This is a genomic window from Raoultella sp. T31 (assembly GCF_002806725.1).
Classification (GTDB): Bacteria; Pseudomonadota; Gammaproteobacteria; order Enterobacterales; family Enterobacteriaceae; genus Klebsiella; species Klebsiella electrica.
Genome location: NZ_PIBO01000011.1, coordinates 77,218 through 103,422 on the forward strand (window position 1 = coordinate 77,218; position 26,205 = coordinate 103,422).

A 26,205-nucleotide genomic window follows, 5' to 3' on the forward strand; every position below is an offset into this window, starting at 1 on the left:
AGGAGGTTTCCTCTCTTTAACGGGACTACAGGGCCCGTTCAGCCCTGTAGCCCACGTCAGGAAAGGTTATTCGATACCTTTGCTACGCAGGTAATCTTCGTAGTTACCGCTGAAGTCGATCACGCGCTCAGGGGTAATTTCGATCACCCGGGTCGCCAGGGAGCTGACGAACTCACGGTCGTGGGAAACGAAGATCAGGGTCCCCTGATACATCTCCAGCGCCATGTTCAGCGATTCGATCGATTCCATATCCAGGTGGTTAGTCGGTTCGTCCATGACCAGGATGTTCGGTTTTTGCATCATCAGCTTACCGAACAGCATGCGGCCTTTCTCGCCACCGGACAGCACTTTTGCCGGCTTTTTGATATCGTCCTGGCTAAACAGCAGACGACCGAGGATGCTGCGCACCGCCTGCTCGTCATCGCCGTCCTGCTTCCACTGGCTCATCCAGTCGAAGACGGTCAGATCGTTTTCAAATTCGTATTCATGATCCTGCGCGTAGTAGCCAATCTGCGCGTTTTCAGACCATTTTACGCTGCCGCTGGTCGGTTCCAGTTCACCTACCAGGGTTTTCAGCAGCGTGGATTTACCCACGCCGTTGATCCCGAGCACGGCGAGCTTCTCGCCCACTTCCAGCAGAAGATTGATCCCTTTGAACAGCGGACCATTGTCAAAACCTTTCGCCAGCGCTTCCACTTCCAGCGCATTACGGAACAGCTTCTTATCCTGTTCAAAACGGATGAACGGGTTCTGACGGCTGGAGGCTTTCACTTCATCCAGCTTAATTTTGTCAATCTGGCGGGCGCGTGAGGTCGCCTGGCGCGATTTTGAAGCGTTGGCGCTAAAGCGGCTGACGAAGGATTGCAGGTCGGCGATTTGCGCTTTTTTCTTGGCGTTGTCGGCCAGCAGGCGTTCGCGCGCCTGGGTCGCGGCGGTCATATATTCATCGTAGTTGCCGGCATACACGCGCAGTTCGCCGTAGTCGAGATCGGCCATATGGGTGCAGACCATGTTCAGGAAGTGACGGTCGTGCGAGATAATAATCATGGTGCTGTCACGTTCGTTCAGCACCTGCTCCAGCCAGCGAATGGTATCGATGTCCAGGTTGTTCGTCGGTTCATCGAGCAGCAGAATATCGGGGTTGGAAAACAGCGCCTGCGCCAGCAGTACACGCAGCTTCCAGCCTGGCGCCACTTCGCTCATCGGGCCGTAATGCTGTTCAACCGGGATCCCGACGCCAAGCAGCAGCTCACCGGCGCGCGCTTCGGCAGAATAGCCGTCCATTTCACCGTAAGTGACTTCCAGGTCGGCCACTTTATAGCCGTCTTCTTCGCTCATTTCCGCCAGGGAATAGATGCGATCGCGCTCCTGTTTCACTTCCCACAGCTCGCCGTGGCCCATAATGACCGTATCCAGCACGGTGAATTCTTCAAAGGCGAACTGATCCTGACGCAGTTTACCGATACGTTCGTTGGGATCGAGAGAGACGTTACCCAACGTCGGCTCAAGATCGCCGCCGAGGATCTTCATAAAGGTGGATTTACCGCTACCGTTAGCGCCAATCAGGCCGTAACGGTTGCCGCCGCCAAATTTGACGGAGATGTTTTCGAACAGCGGCTTACTGCCAAACTGCATGGTGACGTTGCTGGATACTAGCACGGGGTTATCCTGAAAAAAGAGAATGAGAAGTGTGATACATCGGGCATTATGCCAGCAAAGCCATCACTTTTCACGGTTTGCAATAAAATCGCAGGCGGCGCCTGTGGTACGGTCTCTCTTATCGTGCGCGATTCATTTACCCGATACATGATTTTTTCCCTTAATCTGGAAGGAACCTATGACGACATACTCTCGCCATCCGGCATTCTTATCGCTTCAGGGCGGTATCAACTTTCGCGACCTCGGCGGCCTGCACACCGCCGACGGTCGCCGCGTGCGCCAGGGGAAACTGCTGCGCTCCGGTTCGTTACACCAGATGACCGATCAAGATCTGAGCCATCTCGACACTCTGCCGGTGACCCGGGTCATTGATTATCGCGATCCGCACGAGGTCCAGCGCAGCCCCGACAGGCTCAATGAACGGATGCGTTATCTCAATGCGCCCGCCAATCCTCTGACGCCAGACGTCGATGCCAAAGTCACGGAGCTGAATGCCGCGACGCTCAATGCCATGAACGGCGAGAAGTTTATGCTGCAGCTTTATCGTCAGTTGCCCTTTAACAACGCCGCCTATCGCCAGCTTGCCGGTTGGCTGATGCAGCCTGTTGACGGCGCGCTGTTGCAGCACTGCGCGGTAGGCAAAGACCGTACCGGCGTCGGCTGCGCGCTGGCGCTGTTCGCCCTTGGCTGCGACACGCCGACGGTGATGGAGGAGTATCTCCTCACCCACGGCATGCTAAACCAGGTCGAAACCGGGATCCTCAGCCTGCTCGACAATGAACTGAGCCCCCGCGGACGGCAGAACCTGGCAGAAATTCTGACGGTACATGAGTCGTACCTCGCGGCGGCGCTATCGGCGATTCACGACCGCTATTCCAGTGTGGATACATGGCTGGAACAGGAGTATCAGCTGACGCCAGAGGCGCGAGAAGCGCTGCGCTCGCGGTTTCTCGAGGGGTAAATGCCGCCTTTTTTCCGCCACGATTTGCGCAGAAATGAAAAACGGCGGGCTACAGTTGAAACAACTGGCAAAAAAGTGTGATTTCGTACACATCTGATTTCCCTGTTTGATGGAATGCACATATAATGCGCTCCCATCTATTAGCTAAATCATCTGACAAAGGCCTTTGTGGCTTTGCCACTGCACACGACATGAAGAATATGAAAATATCGACACTTTTAGCGGCAGCCTTCGCCCTCGTCGGCTTTTGCAACACAGCATCCGCTGTCACTTATCCACTGCCAACCGACGGCAGTAGACTGATTGGTCAGAACCAGGTGATTACGGTTCCTGATAACAACAAGCAACCGCTGGAATATTTCGCGGCTAAATACCAGATGGGATTGTCCAACATGCTGGAAGCCAACCCGGGCGTGGATACCTATCTGCCGAAGGGCGGCACCGTGCTGAATATCCCGCAGCAGCTGATTCTGCCCGATACCGTGCATGAAGGTATCGTTATCAACAGCGCGGAAATGCGTCTTTACTACTACCCGAAAGGCACCAACACCGTTATCGTGCTGCCAATTGGTATCGGCCAGCTGGGCAAAGATACGCCGATCAAGTGGGTCACCAAGGTAGAACGTAAGAAAGCGGGTCCGACCTGGACGCCGACGGCGAAGATGCACGCGGAATACATCGCGGCGGGTAACCCGCTGCCGGCCGTCGTACCGGCGGGTCCTGACAACCCGATGGGCCTGTATGCGCTGTATATTGGTCGTCTGTATGCTATCCACGGCACCAACGCTAACTTCGGTATCGGTCTGCGCGTCAGCCACGGCTGCGTCCGTCTGCGTAACGATGACATCAAATTCCTGTTTGAAAATGTGCCGGTTGATACCCGCGTCGAGTTTATCGATGAGCCGGTGAAAGCGACCACCGAGCCGGACGGTAGCCGTTATGTCGAAGTACATAACCCGCTGTCCACCACCGAAGCACAGTTCCAGGGTGGTGAAATCGTACCGATTGCGCTGACCAAAGAAGTTCAGGCGGTCACCGGCCAGCCCGACGTCGATCAGACCGTTGTCGAGCAGGCTATCCAGAACCGTTCCGGTATGCCGGTTCGTCTGAACTAATCTTCTGACGTAACAGTATGAAAAGGCGGGCCCGGTGCCCGCCTTTTTTATCCGTTATTGACCAGGATAATGCCGCCATGATCGTAGCGATAGTGGCAGCGGGCATACTCCAGCGGCGTCCCGTCTTCCAGATAGATAACCTGCTCGACTTCCAGCACCGGATCGCTCTCGCCGCAGTTCAGATGCTGCTGATCCAGCGCATCCGGCTTCATCGCCCGGACCACGCGATACGAGCCCATCAGCTTTCGCCCCAGCGTCTCCTGCACGTAACGAAACACCGAACTTTCCAGATGGGTTTTATTAAGCCCCGGCACCAGCGCCACGGGCATCACCGTCATATCCAGCGAGACCGGCTCGCCATTGAGCACCCGCAGGCGGACAAAGTCATAGACCGGGGCATCGGCGTCGATAATCAGCGAGGCTTGCTCCTTTTCCGTGGCAAAGCGCGGTTCAAAGCGGATCACCTGGCTGGTCACCTCCCCCAGATGCTCCCAGGTTTTGGTGGCGCCGAAGTAATCGCTACCCGGCAGTTCCCACTGCGAGAGCTGCAGAAAGTTCTTGCGCACGAAAGTGCCCTGCCCTTTGCGGGTATAGATAAGCCCCTCGACAATCAGCTGGCGCATCGCCTGCTGGATGGTCATCCTGCTGGTGTTAAATTCCGCTGCCAACGCAAACTGGTCGGGTAACGGGGCGCTGGCGAGATACTGCTGGCTGATAATTCGTTTTTTGATTTCCCGCGCGATCGCAAGATACTTCGCCGTCATTCCCCGTCCTTTTATTAATGATGTTCTCTGGAAGTGTTCTGTTGCCCAAACGCTGGCGGGCCTGAGAACAGATAGCCCCGCTACAGCACGTCACCATTGCTGTGGATAGCCTGTTTTAACCAGGCGTAGCTTTTCTTCGGCACGCGCTTAAGGTCTTTCAGATCGTGGTTTTCGCGATTCACATACACCACACCGTAGCGCTTGCGCATATCGCCCTGAGAGCTAAGGATATCAATCAATCCCCAGCCCAGGTAGCCCATCACCTGCGCGCCATCGGTAAATATCGCCTCTTTCATGGCGTTGATATGATCGCGATGATAGGCAATACGATAATCATCGGCCACCGGCGTCTCACCATCCCATGACTCAATCACGCCAATGCCGTTTTCAATCGGGAATACCGGCAAACGCCAGTCGTTGTAGTAGCGCGTGATAATCATACGGAAACCGAGCGGGTCAATCTGCCAGTTCCATTCCGTTGCTTTCAACCAGCGATTCGCTTTATCACCGAACAGCATATAGTTGTTCACCGGCGTATCAGGCGGCACAGGATCGCTGTCGAGGGTCCGGCTGGCATAGTAGCTGAAGGCCAGATAGTCGACTTTTACCGTCGCCATCAGCGCCAGATCCTCTTCCCGGTAGATCTCGCTAAAACCTTCCCGCGCCACGAAATGCATGACTTCCGGGCTGTAGCCTTCTCCGGCAAATGCGCGCAGCAGATTCTGGTTAAAGAACTCATCCAGCTGCTGAGCGCAGAGAATATCGCGTGGCTTACAGGTCGCCGGATAGACCAGCGCGTGCGCCAGCATACCGCCCATTAAACACTGCGGTTTCACCTGGTGCAGATAGTGGGTCAGGTGCACGTGGGCCATCATCACGTGGTGCTGGATCTGGTACAGCTCGCGCAGGGTTTTCTCACCGCGCAGATAGCCTGTAATAAGGAACGCCTCCGGCATATGGTAGAGATTCTGCTCGTTGAAGGTCAGCCAGTACTTCACCTTGTCGCCGTAGCAGGCGATCATCTTCTGGCCGTAACGAATAAAAGCGTCCATCACGCGACGATCGGTGAAACCGTTATAGCGTTCCGCCAGCGAAAGCGGCATATCGAAATGATACAGGCAGATCATCGGCTCAATACCGCGGGCGAGCAGTTCATCAATAAACTGGTGATAGAAGGCGATCCCCTGTTCATTAAATTCGCCGTCGCCCAGCGGACATACCCGGCTCCAGGCAATCTGGAAACGATAGCAGTTCATCCCCAGATCCTGCATCAGGTCGAAATCTTCCCGATAGCGATGGTAAGAGTCCGTCGCGACTTTCCAGTCGGAGGCGAATTCCGCAGGCTCGCGAACATCGTACACCGACATCCCCTTCCCCCCTTCATTCCAGGCTCCTTCCGTCTGCATGCTGGAAACCGAGTTCCCCCACAAAAAGTCCGCCGGTAGTGCATTGTTCATCTCTCGCCCCTTTATGACTAGTCATTTATATTTCATGACTAGTCATATAAACAGTATTCTCTTCCCAGGCAAAACAAAGGATCGTTTTTTGTGAGCGCAGCAAATAAAAAAGCCGGATCGGGGGCGCCGATCCGGCCAGACAACGTACGGTGTTTATTGCCGGGCGAGCTGATCGCGGCGATATTCGCCCTGGCGCTCAAGCATCCAGCCGGGGTATTCGCGCGGCAGGGCGCTGACCGCATCCAGCTGGGCCAGCTCCTCTTCGCTCAGGTGAATATCGACGGCGGCGAGGTTGTCCGCCAGCTGCGCGGGATGTTTTGCGCCGATAATCACGCTGCTGACCGCCGGCTGATGCAGCAGCCAGGCAAGAGCAATCTGGGCGACCGAAACACCTTTCGCCTGCGCGATGACGCGCATAACATCGATGCAGTCGAAGGCGCGATCTTTATTTACCGGCGGGAAATCAAACGTCTGGCGGCGGCCGCCTTCGGCGCTCTGACCATCGCGATCGTACTTCCCGCTCAGCAAACCGCCGGCCAGCGGACTCCAGACCATCAAACCGACCCCTTCACTCTGCATCATCGGGATCAGTTCACGCTCCAGATCGCGCCCGGCGATGGTGTAGTAAGCCTGCAGGGAAGCAAAGCGCGACAGCCCCAGGCGCGCGGAAATCCCCAGCGCTTTTGCGATTTGCCAGGCCGCCCAGTTTGACACGCCGATATAGCGAACATGCCCTTGCTGCACCAGGTTATCCAGCGCGTAGAGCGTCTCCTCAATGGGCGTTGCCGGATCGAAACCGTGGAGCTGATAAAGATCGATATGATCGAGCTGCAGCCGTCGCAGACTCTCTTTGACGCTTCCCATGATGTGAAAGCGCGAATTGCCGCGGGAGTTGACGCCGGCCGTACCGGTTTCGCCAAAGGCTTTGGTGGCGACCACCACGTTCTCGCGCGGAACCTTCAGGTTTTTTAGCGCCTGGCCGGTTAACATTTCCGCCCGGCCCTCAGAATAGACATCGGCGGTGTCGATAAAGTTAATGCCCGCATCCAGCGCACTGCCCACCAGCTGTTCGGCCTCCGTCTGGCGCAGCTGACCAATTTTCCCCCACATGCCGCCTTCGCCGCCAAAAGTCATGGTGCCCAGGCACAGTCGGGAGACAAACAGACCGGTGTTTCCGAGTTTTTGATAACGCATTGGACTCTCCTCATCAGGATATTAAACCTCAGCGTTAACGTTATACGCCCGCGGCGAAGCGGGCGAATGGGGTGATTCTGTCTGTTCCTTGCCCAATCCTCCGAAAATCAGGCGATAAATAGCAATAATGCGTAACCGACCGCCCCCGCCCACAGCAACAGCGGCAGAGAGTAAAGATGGAAACGCCACCAGATGCGGCGATCTGACGCCATACGCAGCGCGATTAAATTGGCCAGCGAGCCGGGAAGCAGGCCAAAGCCGCCAACGTTGACCGCCCAGGCCAGCAGCGTCGAAGGAGGGACATAGTTGAGCAGCAGAATGGTGGCCGGTACGTTGCTGATAAACTGCGACAGGCCAATCGTCGACAGCCACAAGCCGCTAGCAGAAAGCTGGCCGACGCCGCTTAGCACCTGATGCAGCGCGGGAAGCTGCGTCAACAGATGAACATCGATAAACATCACCATAAAGACCAGCAGCAGCGACCAGTCCACATGGATAATCACCGCTCGCGCCAGCAGCAGAAAACCGAGAATAATCAGCCCCAGGCCCCACAGTTCAAGCTTCATTTCTAAGGCCGTCAGGAATATCAGATAAAACGCCAGACAGCTCCAAACCAGCTTCGGCTGCCACGATGGCGCCCGATCCGCGCTTTGAAAGGACAGGCGGCTGGCGGAGAAACAGCACCAGCACAGCGCCAGCAGCGTCAGCATCATTGCCGCCGCCAGCGGCAGCATTTGCCCGATAAACCCAAGGAAGCTAAGCCCGGATCGCCCCCACAGCAGGATATTTTGTGGATTGCCGATAGGTGTTAACAAAGATCCGGCGTTGACCGCCAGCGCCTCGAAAATAATCAGCCGGTTAACCGGTATCGCGCACCACTTTTTCAACGTCAGCGTGAGCGGTACGATGATAAACAGCGCCACATCATTGGTCAGGAACGTCGAGAGCAGCGCTGCCGCAAGGACCATAAAAATGGCCAGCTGGCGCTCGGTGGCAAACCGCCGCGCCATTTTGCGGCCGAGCACATCAAAGTAGCCGCTCAGCTCAATCCCTTTGGTCAGCAGCATCAAACCGCTCAGGGTGATAATGGTGTGCCAGTCGATAGCCTGAGGCCAGCTTTTTGGCGCAAACGGGACAAAGAAACTTAAACCGCAGGCGATGATCAGGAGTAAATGCAGAAAACGATCGCGGGCCAGAGACTGGATAAACGGAAGACTCATTCTCCTTGCCGCCCATATTTAACAGTGAACTGATTAAATGCCGCCAGGGTCTCTTCACTGACGTGATGTTCCATCCCTTCCGCATCGCGGCGGGCTATCTCCGGACTCACGCCCAGAACCAGTAAGAAATTCTCGACGATCTGATGGCGTTCGCGACTCTCATGCGCCAGCTTCTCGCCTTCCGGGGTTAAAAAGACCCCGCGCCACGGGATCTGCTCAATCAAGCCGACGCTGGCCAGGCGTTTTAACATTTTGGCCACCGTTGGCTGGGAGACCCCCAGGCGCGCGGCCATATCAACCTGACGCGCCTCTCCCACTTCGCGAATCAGATCTGAAATCAGTTCAACGTAGTCGTCAATCAGCTCCCGACGGTGAGCTTCGCGCACCTGACGAAACCCTTCAACGTGTTCTTCAACATTAACAAGCTGCGTCACTTTTTTTGTTATAGGTCTACCCGCGCGACGGTTCATTGTGCTTCCTCATACGTGTGACGCCTCAAGCATCATCTCAAAAGAGCCCCATTGTAAATGATTGGGCCCGTAGCACAAAAAATTAACGTTTTAGCCATAGCTATAAAATATAGCCTGTGCTATATCTGTATGTAATGCAGACATCCTTCAAGGAGCGAAGGGCGAAATTACAGGAGGTCCCATGAACGAATTCAAGAGGTGCTTACGCGTGTTTACTCATTCCCCTTTTCAAGTCCGTTTAATGCTAATTAACATGCTGTGCGACATGATAAACGGCAAGAATCGCCAGGAAAAACCCCATCACTAAATGCGGCGTCGCGGCACGCCGCTTCATTTTTTTGTCATAATCTCCTGTCAAACTGACCCGTTTTCCCGCACTCTCGCCGCTTTTTTCAAGTTTTGTAAGCTTTCTCTCAAAACAATCCGTTATGTCCGGTTGACCTTATCATTTGCAAGCCCTATCTTTTGTCAGCCCTGCCACTACTGCGGCTCGCAGAGACCCTCTTCAGGCACTGTCCAGCAGGTTTTACCCCTTGATGCCAGGGGATGCACATGGCGTCTTTTTGATTAATAACTATGAATGTCACCCTGAAAGAAACGCTGGTCGCTCGCGGATTAGTCCTTAACCCGTGGACAGGATTTTATTTTCTCCAGTCTCTGCTGATTAACCTCGCACTCGGCTATGAATTGAGTCTGCTCTATACCGTCGCATTTACATGCGTGCTACATCTGCTGTGGCGTCATGCCCCGCGGATGCAAAAAGTCGTGGTGGGAGGCTACTCGCTGCTTGCCGCCTTGTATTACCCGTTTGGCCAGGCGTATGGCGCCCCCAACTTCAACACGCTGCTGGCGCTGCATGCCACCAACGTCGAAGAGTCCACGGAAATTCTGACCATCTTTCCCTGGTACAACTACCTGCTGGCGGTCTTTATTTTTGCGCTCGGCGTGATTGCCGTGCGTCGCAAACCGGAAGAGCGTAAGCCGTGGAGCAAAATGGAGATCCTTGGGCTGCTGTTCAGCATCGGCATCTTCTTTCTGCAGCCGGTGCAGAATCTGGCGTGGGGCGGCGTCTTCAAAGTGATTGATACCGGCTACCCCGCCTTCCGTTTCGTGAAAGACGTGGTGGTCAACAATAATGAAGTGCTGGACGAGCAGGCGCGCATGACGCAACTGGCCAATATGAAAGACAGCTGGCATGTGCTGGCGGTCAAACCCAAATATCAGCTTTACGTCGTGGTCATCGGAGAGAGCGCGCGCCGCGATGCGCTCGGGGCGTTTGGCGGCCAGTGGGACAACACCCCGTTCGCCAGCTCGGTTAACGGCTATCTGTTTAATGACTACATTTCCGCCAGCGGTTCGACGCAAAAATCACTCGGCTTAACGCTCAACCGGGTAGTGGACGGCAAACCGCAATATCAGGATAACTTCGTCACGCTGGCGAACCGCGCCGGCTTCCAGACCTGGTGGTTTTCCAATCAGGGGCAGATTGGCGAATACGATACGGCGATAGCCAGCATCGCAAAGCGTGCGGATGAGGTGCAGTTCCTCAAGAATGGCGACTTTGAGGCCAACAAAAATACGCAGGATGAGCAGTTGTTGAAGCTCACCGAGCAGGTGCTCTCCGTGCAGCGGACCCAGCCGCAGCTGATCGTCCTGCATCTGATGGGATCTCACCCGCAGGCCTGCGATCGTACCAAAGGGAAATATACCGTCTTTGTGCAATCAAAAGAGACATCCTGTTATCTCTACAGCATGACGCAAACCGATACCCTGCTGAGCAAGCTCTATCATCAGCTGCAGAATTCGGGTGAAAGCTTCTCAATGACCTATTTTTCCGATCACGGTCTGGCCTTTAAAGAACGCGGTAAAGAGGTTCAGTACCTGGCGCACGATGATAAGTACCAGCAGAATTTCCAGGTGCCGTTTATGGTGCTGTCCAGCGATGATAAAGCGCATAAAGTGATTAAAGCACGGCGCTCCGCCAACGATTTCCTCGGCTTCTTCTCACAGTGGACCGGGATCAGCGCCACCGAGATTAAGCCTCGCTACCGCTTCATCTCCGAACAAGCTGCCGGGCCGACCTATATCACCAACTTCCAGCTACAGAAAGTGGACTATACCCATCTGGGTAGCGATCTGTTCACGACCCACTAGCAGGGTTCGCCGCCGGAAAGCCCGGCGGCAAATCGGCGAACGCCGCGTATTTCAGGCAAAAAAAATCCGCCCTGTGAGGCGGATTTTTTATATCACCGAAGTGATTAGAAGCTGTAACCAACGCCAGCGATCCAGGTGCCAACGTCAACGTTACGAATACGAGACTGCTCGTAGGAGAAGTCCAGAGCAACGTTTTGGATCGGGTTGAACTGCATACCTGCACCGTAGGAGAAACCGTAGTCGCTCATGTCGTGCTTGTTCGGGAAGCTGTTGTCCTGGAATTTACCGTGACCAACGCCCACTACGCCGTAGATGCTAGCCCAGTCGTTCAGACGGTAAGCCGGACCTGCGGTGATGCCGTAGTACTGGCCTTTCTGGTATACGCCAGCTTCAGTACGATCTTTTTCGGTGTAGGTGAAAGAACCGATAACACCCAGCGGGCTATTGTCTTGCTCGTAACGGTACTTCAGGTTGAAACCGCCAGCTTTGTTAGCTTCACCCTGCATGTCGCTCTGAGCATAACCACCGGTAACGGTAGAAGTTGCAGCGAAAGCGGTACCTACGGATGCAGCCAGAACAACGGCCAGTGCTGAAAAACGTGCAATTTTATTCATAACCACCTCAAATGTGTTTCTAATAAGTCCTAAGTCTTAAATATATCAAAAACTTTCAGGAAACTCTTTTGGCTTTACACTGTCTAACATACCTTTTCATGTAACTAAAAGTTTCCATATTTCTGTAACAAACTGGAAAACAAACGCTTTTGGCGAACACCCTACTATTAAGGCCGATAAGGCCCCGCTCGTGCATCCAGATTAATCCTAATCAACCGGTTAATTTCTCTTCTCGTCTCGCCGCATTGTACGCTTCCGGTACGCGTTTTTTTCAACAATAGATAAACCGTAGCCAGCTAATTCATTTAAACTGGAAGTTTTACCGCACTTGACAAACCCTGACAGGAGAAAGGATGCCCGGCTCGTCCCGCAAAATACCGGCATGGCTGCCGACGCTGGTTGTTTTAATCGCCATGGTCTCTATTCAGAGCGGCGCATCGCTGGCGAAATCGCTGTTCCCGCTCGTCGGCGCCCCCGGGGTGACCGCTCTGCGTCTGGCGTTAGGCACCTTGATTCTGGTTATCATCTTCAAGCCCTGGCGTCTGCGCTTTAGCGCAGAGCAGCGCCTGCCGCTCCTCTTATACGGTCTGACGTTGGGCGGCATGAACTATCTGTTTTACTTATCGATTCAGCGTATTCCGCTGGGAATTGCGGTGGCGCTGGAGTTTACCGGGCCGCTGGCGGTCGCGCTGTTCGGCTCGCGGCGTCCGCTCGATTTCGTCTGGGTCATTCTGGCCGTGCTCGGGCTGTGGTTCCTGCTGCCGCTGGGTCAAGACGTCGCGCAGGTTGATCTGACCGGCTCACTGCTGGCGCTGGGTGCCGGGAGCTGCTGGGCCGTCTATATTCTGACCGGCCAGCGGGCCGGGGAAGAACACGGTCCGGCAACGGTGGCGATGGGGTCGCTTATTGCCGCCGTCGTCTTTGTGCCGCTGGGCATGCTGCAGGCGACCGACACGCTGTTCCAGTGGTCGCTGCTGCCGCTGGGACTGGCCATCGCCATCCTCTCTACGGCGCTGCCTTACTCGCTGGAAATGATTGCCCTCACCCGTATGCCCACCCGCACATTCGGCACCCTGATGAGCATGGAGCCGGCGCTCGCTGCGCTATCGGGCATGATATTTCTTGGGGAGACGCTGACCTTTACGCAAACTCTGGCGCTCGGAGCTATTATCCTCGCCTCGATGGGCTCGACGCTGACGATGCATCGGGCAAGCAAAATCGAAAAAGTGGATATCAGCTAGCTGACGTTACCGGTTCTGCACGCGGTCTCGCCCCGCGCAGAACCGCGCTCCCACGCTGGCTTTTTACGCAATTTCACGCGTTTTTCAAAATAGCCAACGCCCCCGCGCTATCAAACCGATAGGGACTACCACCCTCTTCATACTCCAATCCATTGCTATACTTAGTGCCATCAGTTACCGGGGACACGCGCTCCATTTAATTCACATTTGATGTATGACGAGTATAAATATCAAGAGGATATGAAACTATGAGTACCGCAAAACTGGTTAAAACGAAAGCATCCGATCTGCTCTATACCCGCAACGATGTTGCCGACAATGAGAAGAAAGCAACCGTCGAGCTGCTGAATCGTCAGGTGATCCAGTTCATTGACCTGTCGCTGATTACCAAGCAGGCTCACTGGAATATGCGCGGTGCCAATTTTATTGCCGTTCATGAAATGCTGGATGGCTTCCGCACCGCGCTGACCGACCACCTCGACACCATGGCGGAACGCGCTGTACAGCTGGGCGGCGTCGCGCTGGGCACCACTCAGGTGATCAACAGCAAAACTCCGCTAAAAAGCTACCCGCTGGATATTCACAACGTTCAGGATCACCTGAAAGAGCTGGCTGACCGCTACGCGATTGTGGCCAATGACGTGCGTAAAGCGATCGGCGAAGCAAAAGATGAAGACACCGCCGACATCTTTACCGCCGCCTCCCGCGATCTGGATAAATTCCTGTGGTTCATCGAAGCCAACATCGCATAATCCTGCTTCATCCCGCACTATCACCGTCAGCCTCGCTGGCGGTTTTTTTTCCGCTTACCCTGACCTCTGCCGCCTGATTTTTTCCTCGCTCCCCACCCGCACCATTTCAGTGCACAACAATGCACAAAATACGTACAAAAGTAAAACAATTGTAATAATCACCTCACACAATCGTTACATCGAGATTGTTTTACCATCAGTGTTTGCGTTAAAAATGCACTTGTTATTCGGCGTGTTTATGGCGCACCAGAATGACGCCCCAATGCGGTGCATTTATCGTGACCTGTAACCGAAACCGTGCAACAGGATAGACTTGGTCTGTTATAAAACAACAAGTTGTAAAACTGGCACGATTTTTTCATAGGGTTAAACGTTCTCGCAGGGGATCGTCCCGTGGATAAAAAAGGAAATGCTATGAAGTCTGTATTAAAAGTTTCACTGGCTGCACTGACCCTGGCTTTTGCGGTTTCTTCTCAGGCCGCTGAAAAACAACTGATTGTGGCGACCGATACGGCGTTTGTACCGTTTGAATTTAAGCAAGGTGATAAGTATGTCGGTTTTGATGTCGACCTGTGGGACGCCATCGCCAAAGAGTTAAAACTGAACTACACCCTGAAACCGATGGATTTCAGCGGCATCATCCCTGCCCTGCAAACGAAAAACATCGACCTCGCGCTGGCGGGGATTACCATTACTGAAGAGCGCAAGAAAGCGATCGAGTTCTCCGATGGCTACTATAAGAGCGGTCTGCTGGTGATGGTGAAAGCCAATAACAACGACATCAAAGATGTGAAGGACCTGAACGGTAAAGTCGTGGCAGTAAAAGGCGGTACCGGCTCCGTTGACTACGCGAAAGCCAATATCAAAACCAAAGACCTGCGTCAGTTCCCGAATATCGATAACGCCTATATGGAGCTGGGTACCGGTCGCGCCGACGCCGTTCTGCACGACACGCCAAACATCCTGTACTTCATCAAAACGGCTGGCCACGGTCAGTTTAAAGCGGTAGGGGAATCGCTGGAAGCGCAAAACTACGGTATCGCCTTCCCGAAAGGCAGCGACGAACTGCGCGAGAAAGTGAACGGCGCGCTGAAAACGCTGCGTGAAAACGGCACCTACAACGAAATTTACAAAAAATGGTTCGGTACTGAGCCAAAATAATAATCAGAGTTGATCGCTTACAGGTCTGCTGAATTCTGCTCACCCGGACAGGGCCCCTGGCCACCATCCGGGTAGCACCTTGCCGCAGACCTGAGTCACTTTTCTCAGAGGCGCGCCTCTGTTTTTCGACACGGTAACAGGAACGAATTATGCAGTTTGACTGGAGTGCCATCTGGCCTGCCATTCCAATTTTGCTGGAAGGCGCCAAAATGACGCTGTGGATTTCCGTCCTCGGCCTGGCCGGCGGTCTGATAATCGGCCTCGTCGCCGGTTTCGCCCGCTGCTTTGGCGGCTGGATAGCGAACCACGTTGCGTTAGTCTTTATCGAGATCATTCGCGGAACCCCTATCGTGGTTCAGGTCATGTTTATCTACTTCGCTCTGCCGATGGCGTTCAATGATCTACGCATTGACCCCTTCTCGGCGGCGGTCGTGACCATCATGATCAACTCCGGCGCCTATATCGCAGAAATTACCCGCGGGGCGGTACTCTCCATTCACAAAGGCTTCCGTGAAGCCGGCCTGGCGCTTGGCCTGTCCCGTCGCGAAACTATCCGCCACGTGATTCTGCCGCTGGCGCTGCGTCGCATGCTGCCGCCGTTGGGTAACCAGTGGATAATCAGCATCAAAGATACCTCGCTCTTTATCGTCATCGGCGTCGCCGAACTGACCCGTCAGGGCCAGGAGATTATTGCCGGTAACTTCCGCGCGCTGGAAATCTGGAGCGCCGTTGCCGTGATTTATCTGATAATCACCCTGGTATTGAGCTTTATTCTGCGCCGTCTTGAAAGAAGGATGAAAATCCTGTGATTGAATTTAAAAATGTTTCCAAGCACTTTGGCCCGACCAAGGTGCTGCACGATATCGATCTGAAGATCAATAAAGGCGAAGTCGTGGTGATTATCGGGCCATCCGGCTCAGGGAAATCAACGCTGCTGCGCTGTATTAATAAACTCGAAGAGATCACCAGCGGCGAACTGATCGTCGATGGTCTGAAGGTTAATGACCCGAAAGTCGACGAGCGCCTGATCCGTCAGGAAGCCGGGATGGTATTCCAGCAGTTCTATCTGTTCCCGCACCTGACGGCGCTGGAGAACGTCATGTTCGGGCCGCTGCGCGTGCGCGGCGCTAAAAAAGAGGCCGCCGAAAAACTGGCTAAAGATCTGCTGGAAAAAGTGGGGCTCGCCGAACGCGCGCACCACTACCCTTCCGAGCTCTCCGGCGGCCAGCAGCAGCGCGTAGCCATCGCTCGCGCCCTGGCGGTAAAGCCCAAAATGATGCTGTTTGACGAACCGACCTCGGCGCTGGATCCGGAACTGCGTCACGAAGTACTGAAAGTGATGCAGGATCTGGCGGAAGAAGGGATGACGATGGTCATCGTGACCCACGAGATCGGTTTTGCTGAAAAAGTGGCATCGCGACTGATCTTTATCGACAAAGGGCGTATCGCCGAAGATGGCGATCCGCAGGTACTGGTGAAAAACCCGCCGAGCCCGCGCCTGCGCGAGTTTCTGCAGCACGTTGCCTGATAACCCCAGGCTCCCCGCATGCGGGGAGCCACTCTTGCTTTCCAGACACATCCCCGCCGCCTCTCCCGCTATCAACTTCTATACTTAATGGTTTTGGAATGAGATGGAGGCGCCCGTGCCGTGGATCCTGTTACTGCTTGCAACGCTGTTTACCGCCCCGCTTTCAGCAGCCACACTACCCGGTGTCCCGGCCGCGAGCGCTGAACAACCCGCCAGCAGTGAACCAGACCTTGCGAAAAAAAAGGCCGCCTATGCGGCGCTGGCTGACGTGCTGGAAAACGATGCCGCCCGCAAGGAACTGATCGACCAGCTGCGCTCTGCCGCCGCCACGCCGCCGCCGGCCAGCACGCCCAGGCTGGCGCCGCCGGAAGAGAAAGATGAACGCACGGTCCTGGAAAACGTCACCCAGGTGAGCCGCGAGTACGGTGAACGCTTTGCTTCGCGTTTTTCTCAGCTATGGCGCAATATCACCGCCTCGGCGCACAAGCCGTTCCATGCCGATACCTTTCGCAACGCCGCCGGCCATTTCCTGCTGCTGGCCGTACTGGTTTTCACCTTCTGGTGGCTGGTCCGCCTCGCCGCGCTGCCGCTGTATCGCAAAATGGGTCAGTGGGGGCGGCGTAAAAACCACGATCGCGGTAACTGGCTACAGCTTCCGGCCACCATCGCCGGCGCGTTTATCTGCGATCTGCTCCTGCTGGCGCTGACGCTGTTTGTTGGTCAGATGCTCAGCGATCGGTTTAACGGCGGAAACCGGACCATCGCCTTTCAACAAAGCCTGTTTCTGAATGCCTTCGCCCTCATCGAGTTTTTTAAAGCGATTCTGCGGCTGATTTTCTGCCCGCGGGTGGCGGAGCTGAGGCCGTTTAACCTCAGCGATGAGAGCGCGAAGTACTGGAGCCTGCGCCTGAGCGCGCTGAGCAGTCTGATTGGCTACGGCCTGATTGTCGCAGTGCCGATTATCTCTAATCAGGTCAACGTCCAGGTCGGCGCGCTGGCGAATGTGGTCATTATGCTGTGCATCACCCTCTGGGCGCTGTATCTGATTTTCCGTAATAAAACGCGGATTACCCAGGGATTGCTGCACCTGGCAGACCGCTCGCTGGCCTTCTTTAGCCTGTTTATCCGCGCCTTTGCGCTCATCTGGCACTGGCTGGCCTGCCTCTACTTTATCGTGCTGTTTTTCTTCTCCCTGTTCGACCCCGGCAACAGCCTGAAGTTTATGATGGGCGCCACGCTGCGCAGCCTGGCGATTATCGGCGCCGCCGCGCTGCTCTCCGGTATCCTGTCGCGCTGGATAGCAAAAACCATCACCCTGTCGCCGCAGACCCAGCGCAACTACCCTGAACTGCAAAAGCGGCTGAACGGCTGGATCTCCGTCGCACTAAAAGTGGCGCGAATTTTAGTGGTCTGTGTGGCGATTATGCTGCTGATGAGCGCGTGGGGACTGTTTGATTTCTGGAACTGGATGCAAAACGGCACCGGACAAAAAGCGGTGGATGTGCTGATTCGCATCGCGCTGATTCTGTTCTTCTCCGCCATCGGCTGGACGCTGCTCGCCAGCCTGATTGAAAACCGCCTGGCCTCGGATATTCACGGCCGCCCGCTACCGGGGGCCCGTGCCCGCACGCTGCTGACGTTATTCCGTAACGCACTGGCGGTCATTATCAGCACCATCACGGCGATGATCCTGCTCTCCGAAGTGGGGGTGAACATTGCGCCGCTGCTGGCTGGCGCCGGTGCACTGGGGCTGGCCATCTCATTCGGCGCCCAGACGCTGGTAAAAGATATTATCACCGGCATTTTTATCCAGTTTGAAAACGGGATGAATACCGGCGACCTGGTGACCATCGGGCCGTTAACCGGCACGGTGGAACGGATGTCGATCCGTTCCGTCGGCGTGCGCCAGGATACCGGCGCGTACCATATTATCCCGTGGTCCTCGATTACCACCTTTGCGAACTTCGTGCGCGGCATTGGTTCAGTGGTTGCCAACTACGATGTCGACAGACAAGAAGATCTGGATAAAGCCGCTCAGGCGCTGAAAAATGCGGTTGCCGACGTGATGGACCAGCAGGAGATTCGCGGCCTGGTGATTGGCGAGCCGTCATTTGCCGGGCTTGTCGGCCTGAGCAATACGGCATTTACCCTGCGGGTCACCTTCACCACCTTGCCGCTGAAGCAGTGGACGGTACGCTATGCTCTCGATACCCAGGTGAAGAAACACTTCGACCTCGCCGGGATACGGGCGCCGGTGCAAACCTACCAGGTTCTGCCGGCGCCAGCGCCCATCGCCGCGCCACCCGCAGAACTGACGCTATAGCCACGGCGGAGCACATTCCAGGCGAACCTGACCGCCCACGTAGATCTTTAGCGCGCCAGCGGACGGCGGCGTTTAGCTTCATCCATGAAGGTCCAGGCGATAAAGCGACTCTGCTTCTGCCCCTGGGCCATCTCTTTTTTCACCACCTTCACCGCGCCAGCTTCGCTCAGCGCGCGATAAAGCGGCGGCAGATTATCGCCGCGCGACACCAGCGAGGTGAACCATTTCACCTGGCGAGCAAACTGCTGGCTTTCGCGGATCATCTGCGTAATGAACGCCACTTCACCGCCTTCGCACCACAACTCCTGCTGTTGGCCGCCAAAGTTCATCACGCTGTCCGCCCCCAGTCCCAGATTCCGACGCTTGCGCTCGCCGCCAGCCTGCGCGCTGGCAGCGGAGTCGTGGAACGGCGGGTTGCACAACGTCGCATCAAAACACTCGTTCTTATGAATAATGCCGCTAAAGATAGCTCCGTGCTCTTTCTGTCGACGCAGACGAATCTGGCGGCTGAGGCCCGGATTACCGTTAACGATCGCCTGCGCGCTGGCGATCGCTTGCGGACTAATTTCGCTGCCGGTAAAACGCCAGCCGTATTCATGCGCGCCAATCAGCGGATAGATTAAGTTTGCCCCGGTGCCAATATCCAGAATACTGGCATTTTCAGGAATGGCGCCGGTATCCAGCGCCAGCAGGTCGGCCAGGTGGTGGATATAATCCGCTCTGCCCGGCACCGGCGGGCATAAGAAGCCGTCCGGAATATCCCAGTGTTTCACCGCGTAAAAGTGCGCCAGCAGCGCCTTATTCAGCGCCTTCACCGCCAGTGGGTTAGCAAAATCGATGGTCTGCTCACCCACCGGATTAAGGGTGATAAAACCTTGCAGCTCAGGGTGAGCCTGGCATAGCGCGGGCAAATCATAACGTTGATGATGACGGTTACGCGGGTGTAACCCCGGTTTCTGGGCTTTCATGGCAATCTCCTTTGAACAGCCGCGTAAGATACCCGTTGACGGCGGCGCGGTAAATAAGGGAGTCTGGATATCTCTTATTCGGTTACGGGTGTTCTATGTATTTCTATCAACCTTCTCAGGGACATGGCCTGCCGCACGACCCGCTTAACGCGATTATCGGCCCACGCCCTATCGGCTGGATAGCCTCTCTGGACGCCGCGGGTCATCGTAATCTTGCCCCCTACAGCTTCTTTAACTGCTTTAACTATCGGCCGCCGATTATCGGTTTTGCCAGCAGCGGCTGGAAAGACAGTGTACAGAATATTGTCGAAACCAAAGAGTTTGTCTGGAATCTGGCCACCCGCCCTCTGGCTGAAGCGATGAACGAAACCTCCGCCAGCCTCCCCCGCGACGAAGATGAATTTGCCCGCGCCGGGCTGACTGCCGCCGCCAGCCGTATCGTCGCCGCCCCTCGGGTCGCGGAAAGCCCGGTCAACTTCGAATGTCGCCTCTCTCAATGTATTCGCCTGACCCGTGCCGATGGCGAGCCTGTCGACAGCTGGCTGGTGCTGGGGGAAGTGGTCGCGGTACATATCGATGAGTCGTTGCTGGAAAATGGCGTCTATCAGACCGCTAAAGCCAGGCCGGTTCTCCGCGCCGGCGGGCCGAGTGCCTATTACACTATCGATGAAAATCTGCGTTTCGACCTGATCCGTCCGGACGCCCGTTAAGCCGGTTTGTTGTGCAGCCCGGCCCACGGCACGCGCCTGGTCGGGCCATCGTTTATGCAAAAAAGATATTGTCTGGCTTCAGTTTTTTATCCTGTCTATCCTGACGTAAAAGCCTAAACTTAAAGTATGTCCCATGCCGTTAATGAGGATATGCTCATGAAAAGAAATCTGCTGTTACTCACCGCAATCACCCTTGCCGCCACCTCTTTTATTGCCCAGGCCGCGCCGTCTCCCGTCGAGAGCGGTCCGCTACGCCCGGCAGGCACCGTCTCCGCATCTGGCGCCAGCAATCTGGATGACCTGCAGGCAAAACTGGCGGAAAAAGCCCATCAAAAAGGGGCGATAGCCTGGCGAATCAACTCCGCCGGCGGTGCGAATAAAATGTCCGGTACCGCCATTATCTATAAATAATCCACAGCGCTGAACGGGTCGGAACCCAAGGTGTTTCCGACCCTCATGGCCGACTGCGCCCTTTTATGTAACAAAAATGCAGCTCACGTAAAGAAATGTATTTATTTTTTTATCAATGAGTGATAAAAATTCGCCGTCATTTGATAATGATTATCACAATCATTATCAAATTCATTGTTATTTTTAATAAATCACCTGCAGTGGTCGGGGACCGGCATCATCGGGCCTGCGGTCGTAATGGCTTAAATCAAAACTATAAGTTGCTTATTGAAATGGACAAAAAACAAAATTTACCGTTCAGCAGTTTTAGCTCGCTGGCGATCTTTACCGGCGTGTGCCTGAGCCTGTCGCCGACAGGAGGGGTTATGGCCGCAGACAGCACGGATAAAAATGGCGGAGAAACGCTGGTGGTGGAAGCGCAGGCTCCCTCTCTGTATGCCCCTACGCAATCCGCCGACCCCAAATTTTCCCGCCCGCTCGCCGATACCACCCGTACGGTCACCGTGGTCTCCGACCAGGTAATGAAAGATCAGGGCGTAACCAACCTGACCGATGCGTTGAAAAACGTTCCCGGCGTCGGGGCCTTCTATGCCGGGGAAAACGGCAGCTCGTCGACCGGCGACACCATTTATATGCGTGGGGCCGATACCTCTAACAGCATCTATGTCGACGGCGTCCGCGATATCGGTAGCGTAACCCGCGATACCTTTAACACCGAGCAGGTGGAAGTGATTAAAGGCCCGTCGGGTTCTGACTATGGCCGCAGCGCCCCGACTGGCTCAATCAATATGATCAGCAAGCAGCCGCGCCTGGATTCCGGTATCGATGCCTCCGTCAGCGCCGGCAGCGCCTGGTTCCGCCGCGGTACGCTCGATATCAATGAAGCCATCGGCGAAACCAGCGCCGTGCGTCTGAACCTGATGGGCGAAAAGACCCACGATGCCGGCCGCGATAATGTCAAAAACGAGCGTTATGGCATCGCGCCATCGGCCGCATTTGGTCTCGGCACCGGGAACCGTCTGTACCTGAACTACCTGCATGTGACCCAGCACAACACGCCAGACGGCGGTGTTCCGACCATCGGTCTGCCGGGGTACTCCGCGCCAACCTCTGGTGCCGCGGCGCTCAATCACTCGGGTAAGGTCGCCACCAGCAACTTCTATGGGACGGATTCCGACTACGACGACTCCACCACCGATACGGCAACCATGCGCTTCGAGCACGACCTGAGCGATAACACCACCATCCGCAACACCACCCGCTGGTCGCGCGTAAAACAGGATTACCTGCTGACCGCAGTGATGGGCGGCGCGACCAACATCGCCCGGCCGGACCCGAACGATGTCGGCACCTGGACCTGGTCGCGTCTGGCGAACACCAAAGATGTCAGCAATAAAATTCTGACCAACCAGACCAACCTGACCTCCAGGTTCTATACCGGCTCGATCGGGCATGACATCAGCGCCGGTTTCGAACTGACCCGGGAAACACAGACTAACTACGGCGTTTATCCGCTTACGCCTCCGGCTGTCAATATTTACCATCCCACCAGCAGCATCTCTGTTGGCGGTCTGGAGCGCAGCGGTGCCAACGCCAACGGGCAGACGGATACCTTCGGCGTCTATGCCTTCGATACCCTGCAGATTACCCGTGATTTCGAGCTTAACGGCGGCATCCGTCTGGATAACTATCAGACCAAATATGACAGCGCCAGCCTGTGCGGTGGCACCGGGCGCGGCGCGGTCGCCTGCCCGAACGGCGTGGCGAAAAACAGCCCGCTAACCACAGTTGATACCTCCACCAGCGGCAATCTGGTGAACTGGAAAGCCGGCGCGCTGTATCACCTGACCGACAGCGGCAACGTTTACGTCAACTATGCTATCTCTCAGCAGCCTCCGGGCGGCAATAACTTTGCCCTGGCCCAGGGCGGCAGCGGGAATAGCGCCAACCGTACCGATTTTAAACCGCAAAAAGCGAAGACCAGCGAAGTCGGCACCAAGTGGGAACTGATAGATAAACGTCTGCTGCTGACGGCAGCGCTTTTCCGTACCGATATTGAGAACGAAGTCGAGCAAAACGACGACGGCACCTATTCGCAATACGGTAAAAAACGCGTTGAGGGCTACGAGCTGTCGCTGGCCGGTAATATCACCGCGGACTGGCAGGTCATCGGCGGATATACCCAGCAGCACGCCAGCATCCGTGAAGGCAAAAACATCGCTCAGGACGGCACCAGCGCGCTGCCGTACACGCCGGAGCACGCCTTTACCCTCTGGAACCAGTACCAGGCAACCGATGCCATCTCCCTGGGCGCAGGCGCTCGCTACATCGGCAGCATGCATCGCGGCAGCGACGGCGCCGTCGGTACGCCATCCCACACCGAGGGTTACTGGGTGGCTGATGCGAAAGTGGGCTATCGTATCAACCGCAACGTCGATCTGCAGCTGAACGTCTATAACCTGTTCGATACCCATTATGTTGCTTCAATCAACAAGAGCGGCTACCGCTATCATCCGGGCGAACCGCGTACCTTCCTGCTGACCGCCAACGTGCATTTCTAATCCGCTACGGGGCGGCAACGCCCCGTTTCTTCAGGAGAAACAACGATGATGTACCATATCCCCGCCGTTCTCAGCCCGCAGGAAGTTGACGATTTTCGCGCGCAGCTGCAACAGGCCGACTGGGTTGACGGGCGAGCCACGACCGGCGATCAGGGCGCGCTGGTGAAAAAAAATCAGCAGGTCGATACCCGCAGCCCGCTATACGGCGAACTGCAGAATAAGGTCCTCGCGGCGCTCAACCGCAGCTCGTTATTCTTCGCCGCCGCGCTGCCCAAAACCCTCTCCAGCCCGCTGTTTAACCGCTATCAACAGAGTGAAACCTACGGTTTTCATGTTGACGGCGCGGTCCGTAGTCAGGCCCAGGGCGGCTGGATGCGCACCGACCTTTCCGCCACCCTGTTCCTCAGCGCGCCGGAGAGTTACACGGGCGGCGAACTGGTGGTGAACGATACCTATGGTCAGCATACGGTCAAGCTGCCGGCAGGCGACCTGGTGCTCTACCCGTCAAGCAGCCTGCACTGCGTGACGCCGGTGACCCAGGGGGTACGCGTGGCCTCTTTTCTGTGGATCCAGTCGATGATCCGCGATGACAAACGCCGCAGCATGCTGTTCGAGCTGGATCGGAATATTCAGACCCTGAAGAGCCGCCATGGCGAGAGTGATGAAGTGCTATCGCTGCTTAATCTGTACCATAACCTGCTGCGGGAGTGGTCGGAAATCTGATCCCTTGTCTGACCGATTTTTGCCCCCATCTTCACGCTACCCGCCCTATTTCAGGTTGCAGCCCGTTGGCCGGGTTAGTCGGCTCACCCACACGGGCCGTCGCAACGCAGCGAGCAAATTTGTTGCAGGCAGCTTTGTCGTGCACCCCAGTCACTTGCCGGAGTCGGCCCCTGGGGGCGCTCTGCGTACCGCCTTCCTGCAACGCGAATTATTCAGGGTATATACTGACAGTAACAACCGCGAGGAGGTAGAAAATGGCATCAGGTTGGGCAAATGATGGCGCAGTCCAGGATCAGATCGACAGCACCGTTGACGATGCGGTCGCACGGGCGAGAAACGCCCTTCCTCGTGGAGAGAGCCACAAATTTTGTGATGAATGTGGAGAGCCGATTCCCGAGGCCCGGAGGAAGGCGATTCCGGGGGTCAGATACTGCGTGAAGTGCCAGCAGGATAAAGATTTACATAACAATACATTTTCAGGATATAATCGCCGTGGCTCCAAGGACAGCCAGCTACGCTGACCTTCCTTTACCGTTCATTACCGCAGAAGGCATTATCTTTTCGCGCACGTTTTCCGGGCAAAAAATTGGCAAAATGTGCCCTGAATGAGGCCTTCATCTCGCGGGAGTCTCTGCGGCTGTTCCGGCAATAAATAATTTATTAATATTCAATAAATTAATAATCATTCAAAAAAATCGATGAAGACTGTTAATTTCCTTCGATTTTCTCTCTCGCAAAAAAGCGTGATACTTATCACATCGACGGAACATCGTCCTCTTAACAAAATAACCTGCGAGAGATGAACTATGAAAACCATTAAATATGCTGCCGCTGCTATTGCTCTTACGACTCTGTCCTTTGGCGCTTTCGCCGCTCAACCGGTTAGCCCGTCTCAGGTTCAAAGCATGAACAAAATTGGCGTGGTGTCTGCTGCAGGCGCAACGACTCTGGACGGTCTGGAAGCGAAACTGGCTGAAAAAGCACAAGCCGCAGGCGCCACGGGTTACAGCATCACCTCCGCTAACACCAACAACAAAATTAGCGGTACCGCGGTTATCTATAAATAATCGCTGCGCGACCGGTATTAACCCTGAACGACCTGTATTAACCCTGAACGACCTGCATTAACCCTGAACGACCCTTTAATACCCTTGCTTTGCCCGTCCGTGCCACCGGACGGGCTTTTTTTGCGTCGTTTTGGGGATTCTTTCAGGAGAAAGCGGTGGCTACCAGTGTTCCGCCACCCTGCACAGCCCCTGCTCCAGCGTCGCAACCTCGCCGGTCGCCACCAGGCAGCAGGCTAGCTGAATCCTCAGCGATGTCGGCAGCGGCTCACTACCCGCTACGCAGCGCTCAATCCAGCGAGCGGTGACCTGAGGATCTTTTGACTCCGGCAGCACAACCCCCTCCTCCGGCAGCTCGCTCTGGCGTTCATGCACCACTCGCGTCCCTGATGCGTCAATCAGGCTAATTTGCGGACAACGCTGCGGATTGGCATACACTTCACCTTCCGTCCCGTGCATTAACAGCGCCCTTCCGCCGATCCCGACAAAGAATTTTGCCACCTTGCCCACATATTCCGGGTGAGAAACGCTCGATAAGCGTAGCGCCGCATCTTCCGCAAATGGCGTCGCCAGTTTTGCCAGCGTATGCGCGCTGTTGCGCACCCCCATACGCCAGCGCAGGGCAAGCTGGTTCTCCAGCGGCGGACAGAGTACGCCAACCGGAATATACACCGGCTCATGGCCGTCGAGTCGCGCCTGAGCCTGACCCGCATGCCGGGTGGCGGGGATCCCCATCAGCTCAAAAATCGTTTCCGTCAACACCCGGGTCGGATCGTGGCTGATTCCGTGGACCACCACCGGAAAGCCGAGTTTATGCAGTAAAACGGCCAGCAGAGGGGTCAAATTAGCCTGCTTGCGCGCACCGTTATAGCTGGGGATCACAATCGGCATGGGTCTGGCGACAGGCGGCGTCAGACGCAGAGTCTTCTGCTGCATGGCTTCATAAAAGCCTTGCATTTCCGCTTCGCCTTCGCCCTTAATGCGCAGGGCGATTAAAATCCCGCCCAGCTCCAGCTCAGCCACCTCGCCATCAAGCATCCGCAGGTAAAGCGCGCGGGCAGTATCCACATCCAGGTCACGCGCGTGATTTTTCCCGCGCCCGACTTCTTTAATGATCTTTCTGTAGTCCATCGAAGACTCCTGTTAGCTGCTCAC

25 protein-coding genes are annotated in these 26,205 nt (G+C 55.6%); 16 read left to right on the forward strand and 9 right to left on the reverse strand.

From position 1 onward, the window contains the following. Positions 1-66: 66 nt before the first annotated feature. Entirely contained in the window at positions 67-1,659 is a 1,593-nt protein-coding gene (locus CWM52_RS10435; RefSeq protein WP_100684036.1) for an ABC-F family ATPase, read from the reverse strand. A 178-nt stretch (positions 1,660-1,837) separates the two neighbouring features. Between CWM52_RS10435 and CWM52_RS10440 the strand changes: the two genes are divergently transcribed. Together CWM52_RS10440 and ldtB are read left to right on the forward strand one after the other, a co-directional pair. Beyond that, positions 1,838-2,620 carry a tyrosine-protein phosphatase gene (locus tag CWM52_RS10440; protein ID WP_100684037.1) on the forward strand — a complete coding sequence of 261 codons (783 nt, stop codon included), beginning with the start codon at positions 1,838-1,840 and terminating at the stop codon, positions 2,618-2,620. Positions 2,621-2,820: 200 nt separating this feature from the next. Further along, on the forward strand, positions 2,821-3,735 hold the full coding sequence (gene ldtB, locus CWM52_RS10445; RefSeq protein WP_100684038.1) for a L,D-transpeptidase: 915 nt from the start codon (positions 2,821-2,823) through the stop codon (positions 3,733-3,735). Between the two features lie 47 nt (positions 3,736-3,782). Here the strand turns inward: ldtB and CWM52_RS10450 are convergent, their stop codons facing one another. The 5 genes from CWM52_RS10450 to mntR all read right to left on the reverse strand — a co-directional run bounded on the left by CWM52_RS10450 (position 3,783) and on the right by mntR (position 8,840). Then, positions 3,783-4,499, reverse strand: a complete 717-nt coding sequence (locus CWM52_RS10450; protein WP_100684039.1) for a GntR family transcriptional regulator — start codon at positions 4,497-4,499, stop codon at positions 3,783-3,785. Between the two features lie 80 nt (positions 4,500-4,579). Continuing rightward, positions 4,580-5,956: a glycoside hydrolase family 1 protein gene (locus CWM52_RS10455; protein WP_100684040.1), complete on the reverse strand. Its 1,377-nt coding sequence runs from the start codon at positions 5,954-5,956 to the stop codon at positions 4,580-4,582. A 153-nt stretch (positions 5,957-6,109) separates the two neighbouring features. Beyond that, on the reverse strand, positions 6,110-7,150 hold the full coding sequence (locus tag CWM52_RS10460; protein ID WP_100684041.1) for an aldo/keto reductase: 1,041 nt from the start codon (positions 7,148-7,150) through the stop codon (positions 6,110-6,112). A gap of 107 nt (positions 7,151-7,257) precedes the next feature. Next, the gene (locus tag CWM52_RS10465) at positions 7,258-8,370 is read right to left on the reverse strand and encodes an SLC13 family permease (RefSeq protein ID WP_100684042.1); all 1,113 of its coding nucleotides are present in this window, start codon (positions 8,368-8,370) and stop codon (positions 7,258-7,260) included. Next, positions 8,367-8,840 carry a manganese-binding transcriptional regulator MntR gene (gene mntR, locus CWM52_RS10470; protein WP_100684043.1) on the reverse strand — a complete coding sequence of 158 codons (474 nt, stop codon included), beginning with the start codon at positions 8,838-8,840 and terminating at the stop codon, positions 8,367-8,369. Before mntR ends, CWM52_RS10465 begins: the two co-directional genes overlap by 4 nt. Before the next feature lie 181 nt (positions 8,841-9,021). On the opposite strand from mntR, the gene mntS reads away from it, so the two are divergent. Beyond that, on the forward strand, positions 9,022-9,147 hold the full coding sequence (mntS, locus tag CWM52_RS10475) for a manganase accumulation protein MntS (RefSeq protein ID WP_100684044.1): 126 nt from the start codon (positions 9,022-9,024) through the stop codon (positions 9,145-9,147). A 269-nt stretch (positions 9,148-9,416) separates the two neighbouring features. Continuing rightward, complete coding sequence (locus CWM52_RS10480) at positions 9,417-10,994, forward strand: phosphoethanolamine transferase (RefSeq protein ID WP_100684045.1); 1,578 nt, start codon at positions 9,417-9,419, stop codon at positions 10,992-10,994. A 104-nt stretch (positions 10,995-11,098) separates the two neighbouring features. On the opposite strand, the gene ompX is transcribed toward CWM52_RS10480, so the two are convergent. After that, positions 11,099-11,608, reverse strand: coding sequence for an outer membrane protein OmpX (gene ompX, locus CWM52_RS10485; RefSeq protein WP_100684046.1), 510 nt, complete (start codon positions 11,606-11,608; stop codon positions 11,099-11,101). A 353-nt stretch (positions 11,609-11,961) separates the two neighbouring features. Here ompX and rhtA point away from each other — a divergent pair, with 353 nt between their 5' ends. From rhtA to ybiO, 6 genes are all read left to right on the forward strand, one after another. Next, complete coding sequence (gene rhtA / locus CWM52_RS10490) at positions 11,962-12,849, forward strand: threonine/homoserine exporter RhtA (protein ID WP_100684047.1); 888 nt, start codon at positions 11,962-11,964, stop codon at positions 12,847-12,849. Between the two features lie 248 nt (positions 12,850-13,097). Then, positions 13,098-13,601, forward strand: coding sequence for a DNA starvation/stationary phase protection protein Dps (dps, locus tag CWM52_RS10495; RefSeq protein WP_004859819.1), 504 nt, complete (start codon positions 13,098-13,100; stop codon positions 13,599-13,601). Between the two features lie 414 nt (positions 13,602-14,015). Beyond that, positions 14,016-14,762 carry a glutamine ABC transporter substrate-binding protein GlnH gene (glnH, locus tag CWM52_RS10500; protein WP_100684048.1) on the forward strand — a complete coding sequence of 249 codons (747 nt, stop codon included), beginning with the start codon at positions 14,016-14,018 and terminating at the stop codon, positions 14,760-14,762. A gap of 149 nt (positions 14,763-14,911) precedes the next feature. After that, complete coding sequence (glnP, locus tag CWM52_RS10505; RefSeq protein ID WP_100684049.1) at positions 14,912-15,571, forward strand: glutamine ABC transporter permease GlnP; 660 nt, start codon at positions 14,912-14,914, stop codon at positions 15,569-15,571. After that, on the forward strand, positions 15,568-16,290 hold the full coding sequence (gene glnQ / locus CWM52_RS10510; protein WP_004859814.1) for a glutamine ABC transporter ATP-binding protein GlnQ: 723 nt from the start codon (positions 15,568-15,570) through the stop codon (positions 16,288-16,290). Before glnP ends, glnQ begins: the two co-directional genes overlap by 4 nt. Before the next feature lie 115 nt (positions 16,291-16,405). Next, positions 16,406-18,613, forward strand: coding sequence for a mechanosensitive channel protein (ybiO, locus tag CWM52_RS10515; protein ID WP_100684095.1), 2,208 nt, complete (start codon positions 16,406-16,408; stop codon positions 18,611-18,613). A gap of 47 nt (positions 18,614-18,660) precedes the next feature. On the opposite strand, the gene rlmF is transcribed toward ybiO, so the two are convergent. Beyond that, a complete protein-coding gene (rlmF, locus tag CWM52_RS10520; protein WP_100684050.1) occupies positions 18,661-19,581 on the reverse strand; it encodes a 23S rRNA (adenine(1618)-N(6))-methyltransferase RlmF in 921 nt (306 codons plus the stop codon). 95 nt (positions 19,582-19,676) lie between these two features. Between rlmF and CWM52_RS10525 the strand changes: the two genes are divergently transcribed. From CWM52_RS10525 to ybiJ, 6 genes are all read left to right on the forward strand, one after another. After that, positions 19,677-20,291, forward strand: coding sequence for a flavin reductase family protein (locus tag CWM52_RS10525; RefSeq protein WP_100684051.1), 615 nt, complete (start codon positions 19,677-19,679; stop codon positions 20,289-20,291). A 156-nt stretch (positions 20,292-20,447) separates the two neighbouring features. Next, a complete protein-coding gene (locus tag CWM52_RS10530; RefSeq protein WP_100684052.1) occupies positions 20,448-20,702 on the forward strand; it encodes a DUF1471 domain-containing protein in 255 nt (84 codons plus the stop codon). A gap of 272 nt (positions 20,703-20,974) precedes the next feature. Then, complete coding sequence (locus tag CWM52_RS10535) at positions 20,975-23,263, forward strand: catecholate siderophore receptor Fiu (protein ID WP_100684096.1); 2,289 nt, start codon at positions 20,975-20,977, stop codon at positions 23,261-23,263. A gap of 45 nt (positions 23,264-23,308) precedes the next feature. Next, positions 23,309-23,986, forward strand: coding sequence for a PKHD-type hydroxylase YbiX (ybiX, locus tag CWM52_RS10540; protein ID WP_100684053.1), 678 nt, complete (start codon positions 23,309-23,311; stop codon positions 23,984-23,986). A 254-nt stretch (positions 23,987-24,240) separates the two neighbouring features. Beyond that, positions 24,241-24,507, forward strand: a complete 267-nt coding sequence (locus tag CWM52_RS10545; protein WP_100684054.1) for a DksA/TraR family C4-type zinc finger protein — start codon at positions 24,241-24,243, stop codon at positions 24,505-24,507. Between the two features lie 285 nt (positions 24,508-24,792). Next, on the forward strand, positions 24,793-25,053 hold the full coding sequence (gene ybiJ / locus CWM52_RS10550) for a DUF1471 family protein YbiJ (RefSeq protein ID WP_100684055.1): 261 nt from the start codon (positions 24,793-24,795) through the stop codon (positions 25,051-25,053). Positions 25,054-25,212: 159 nt separating this feature from the next. Here ybiJ and ybiB read toward each other — a convergent pair whose 3' ends face one another. Next, positions 25,213-26,181 carry a DNA-binding protein YbiB gene (gene ybiB, locus CWM52_RS10555; protein WP_100684056.1) on the reverse strand — a complete coding sequence of 323 codons (969 nt, stop codon included), beginning with the start codon at positions 26,179-26,181 and terminating at the stop codon, positions 25,213-25,215. Positions 26,182-26,205 lie beyond the last annotated feature (24 nt).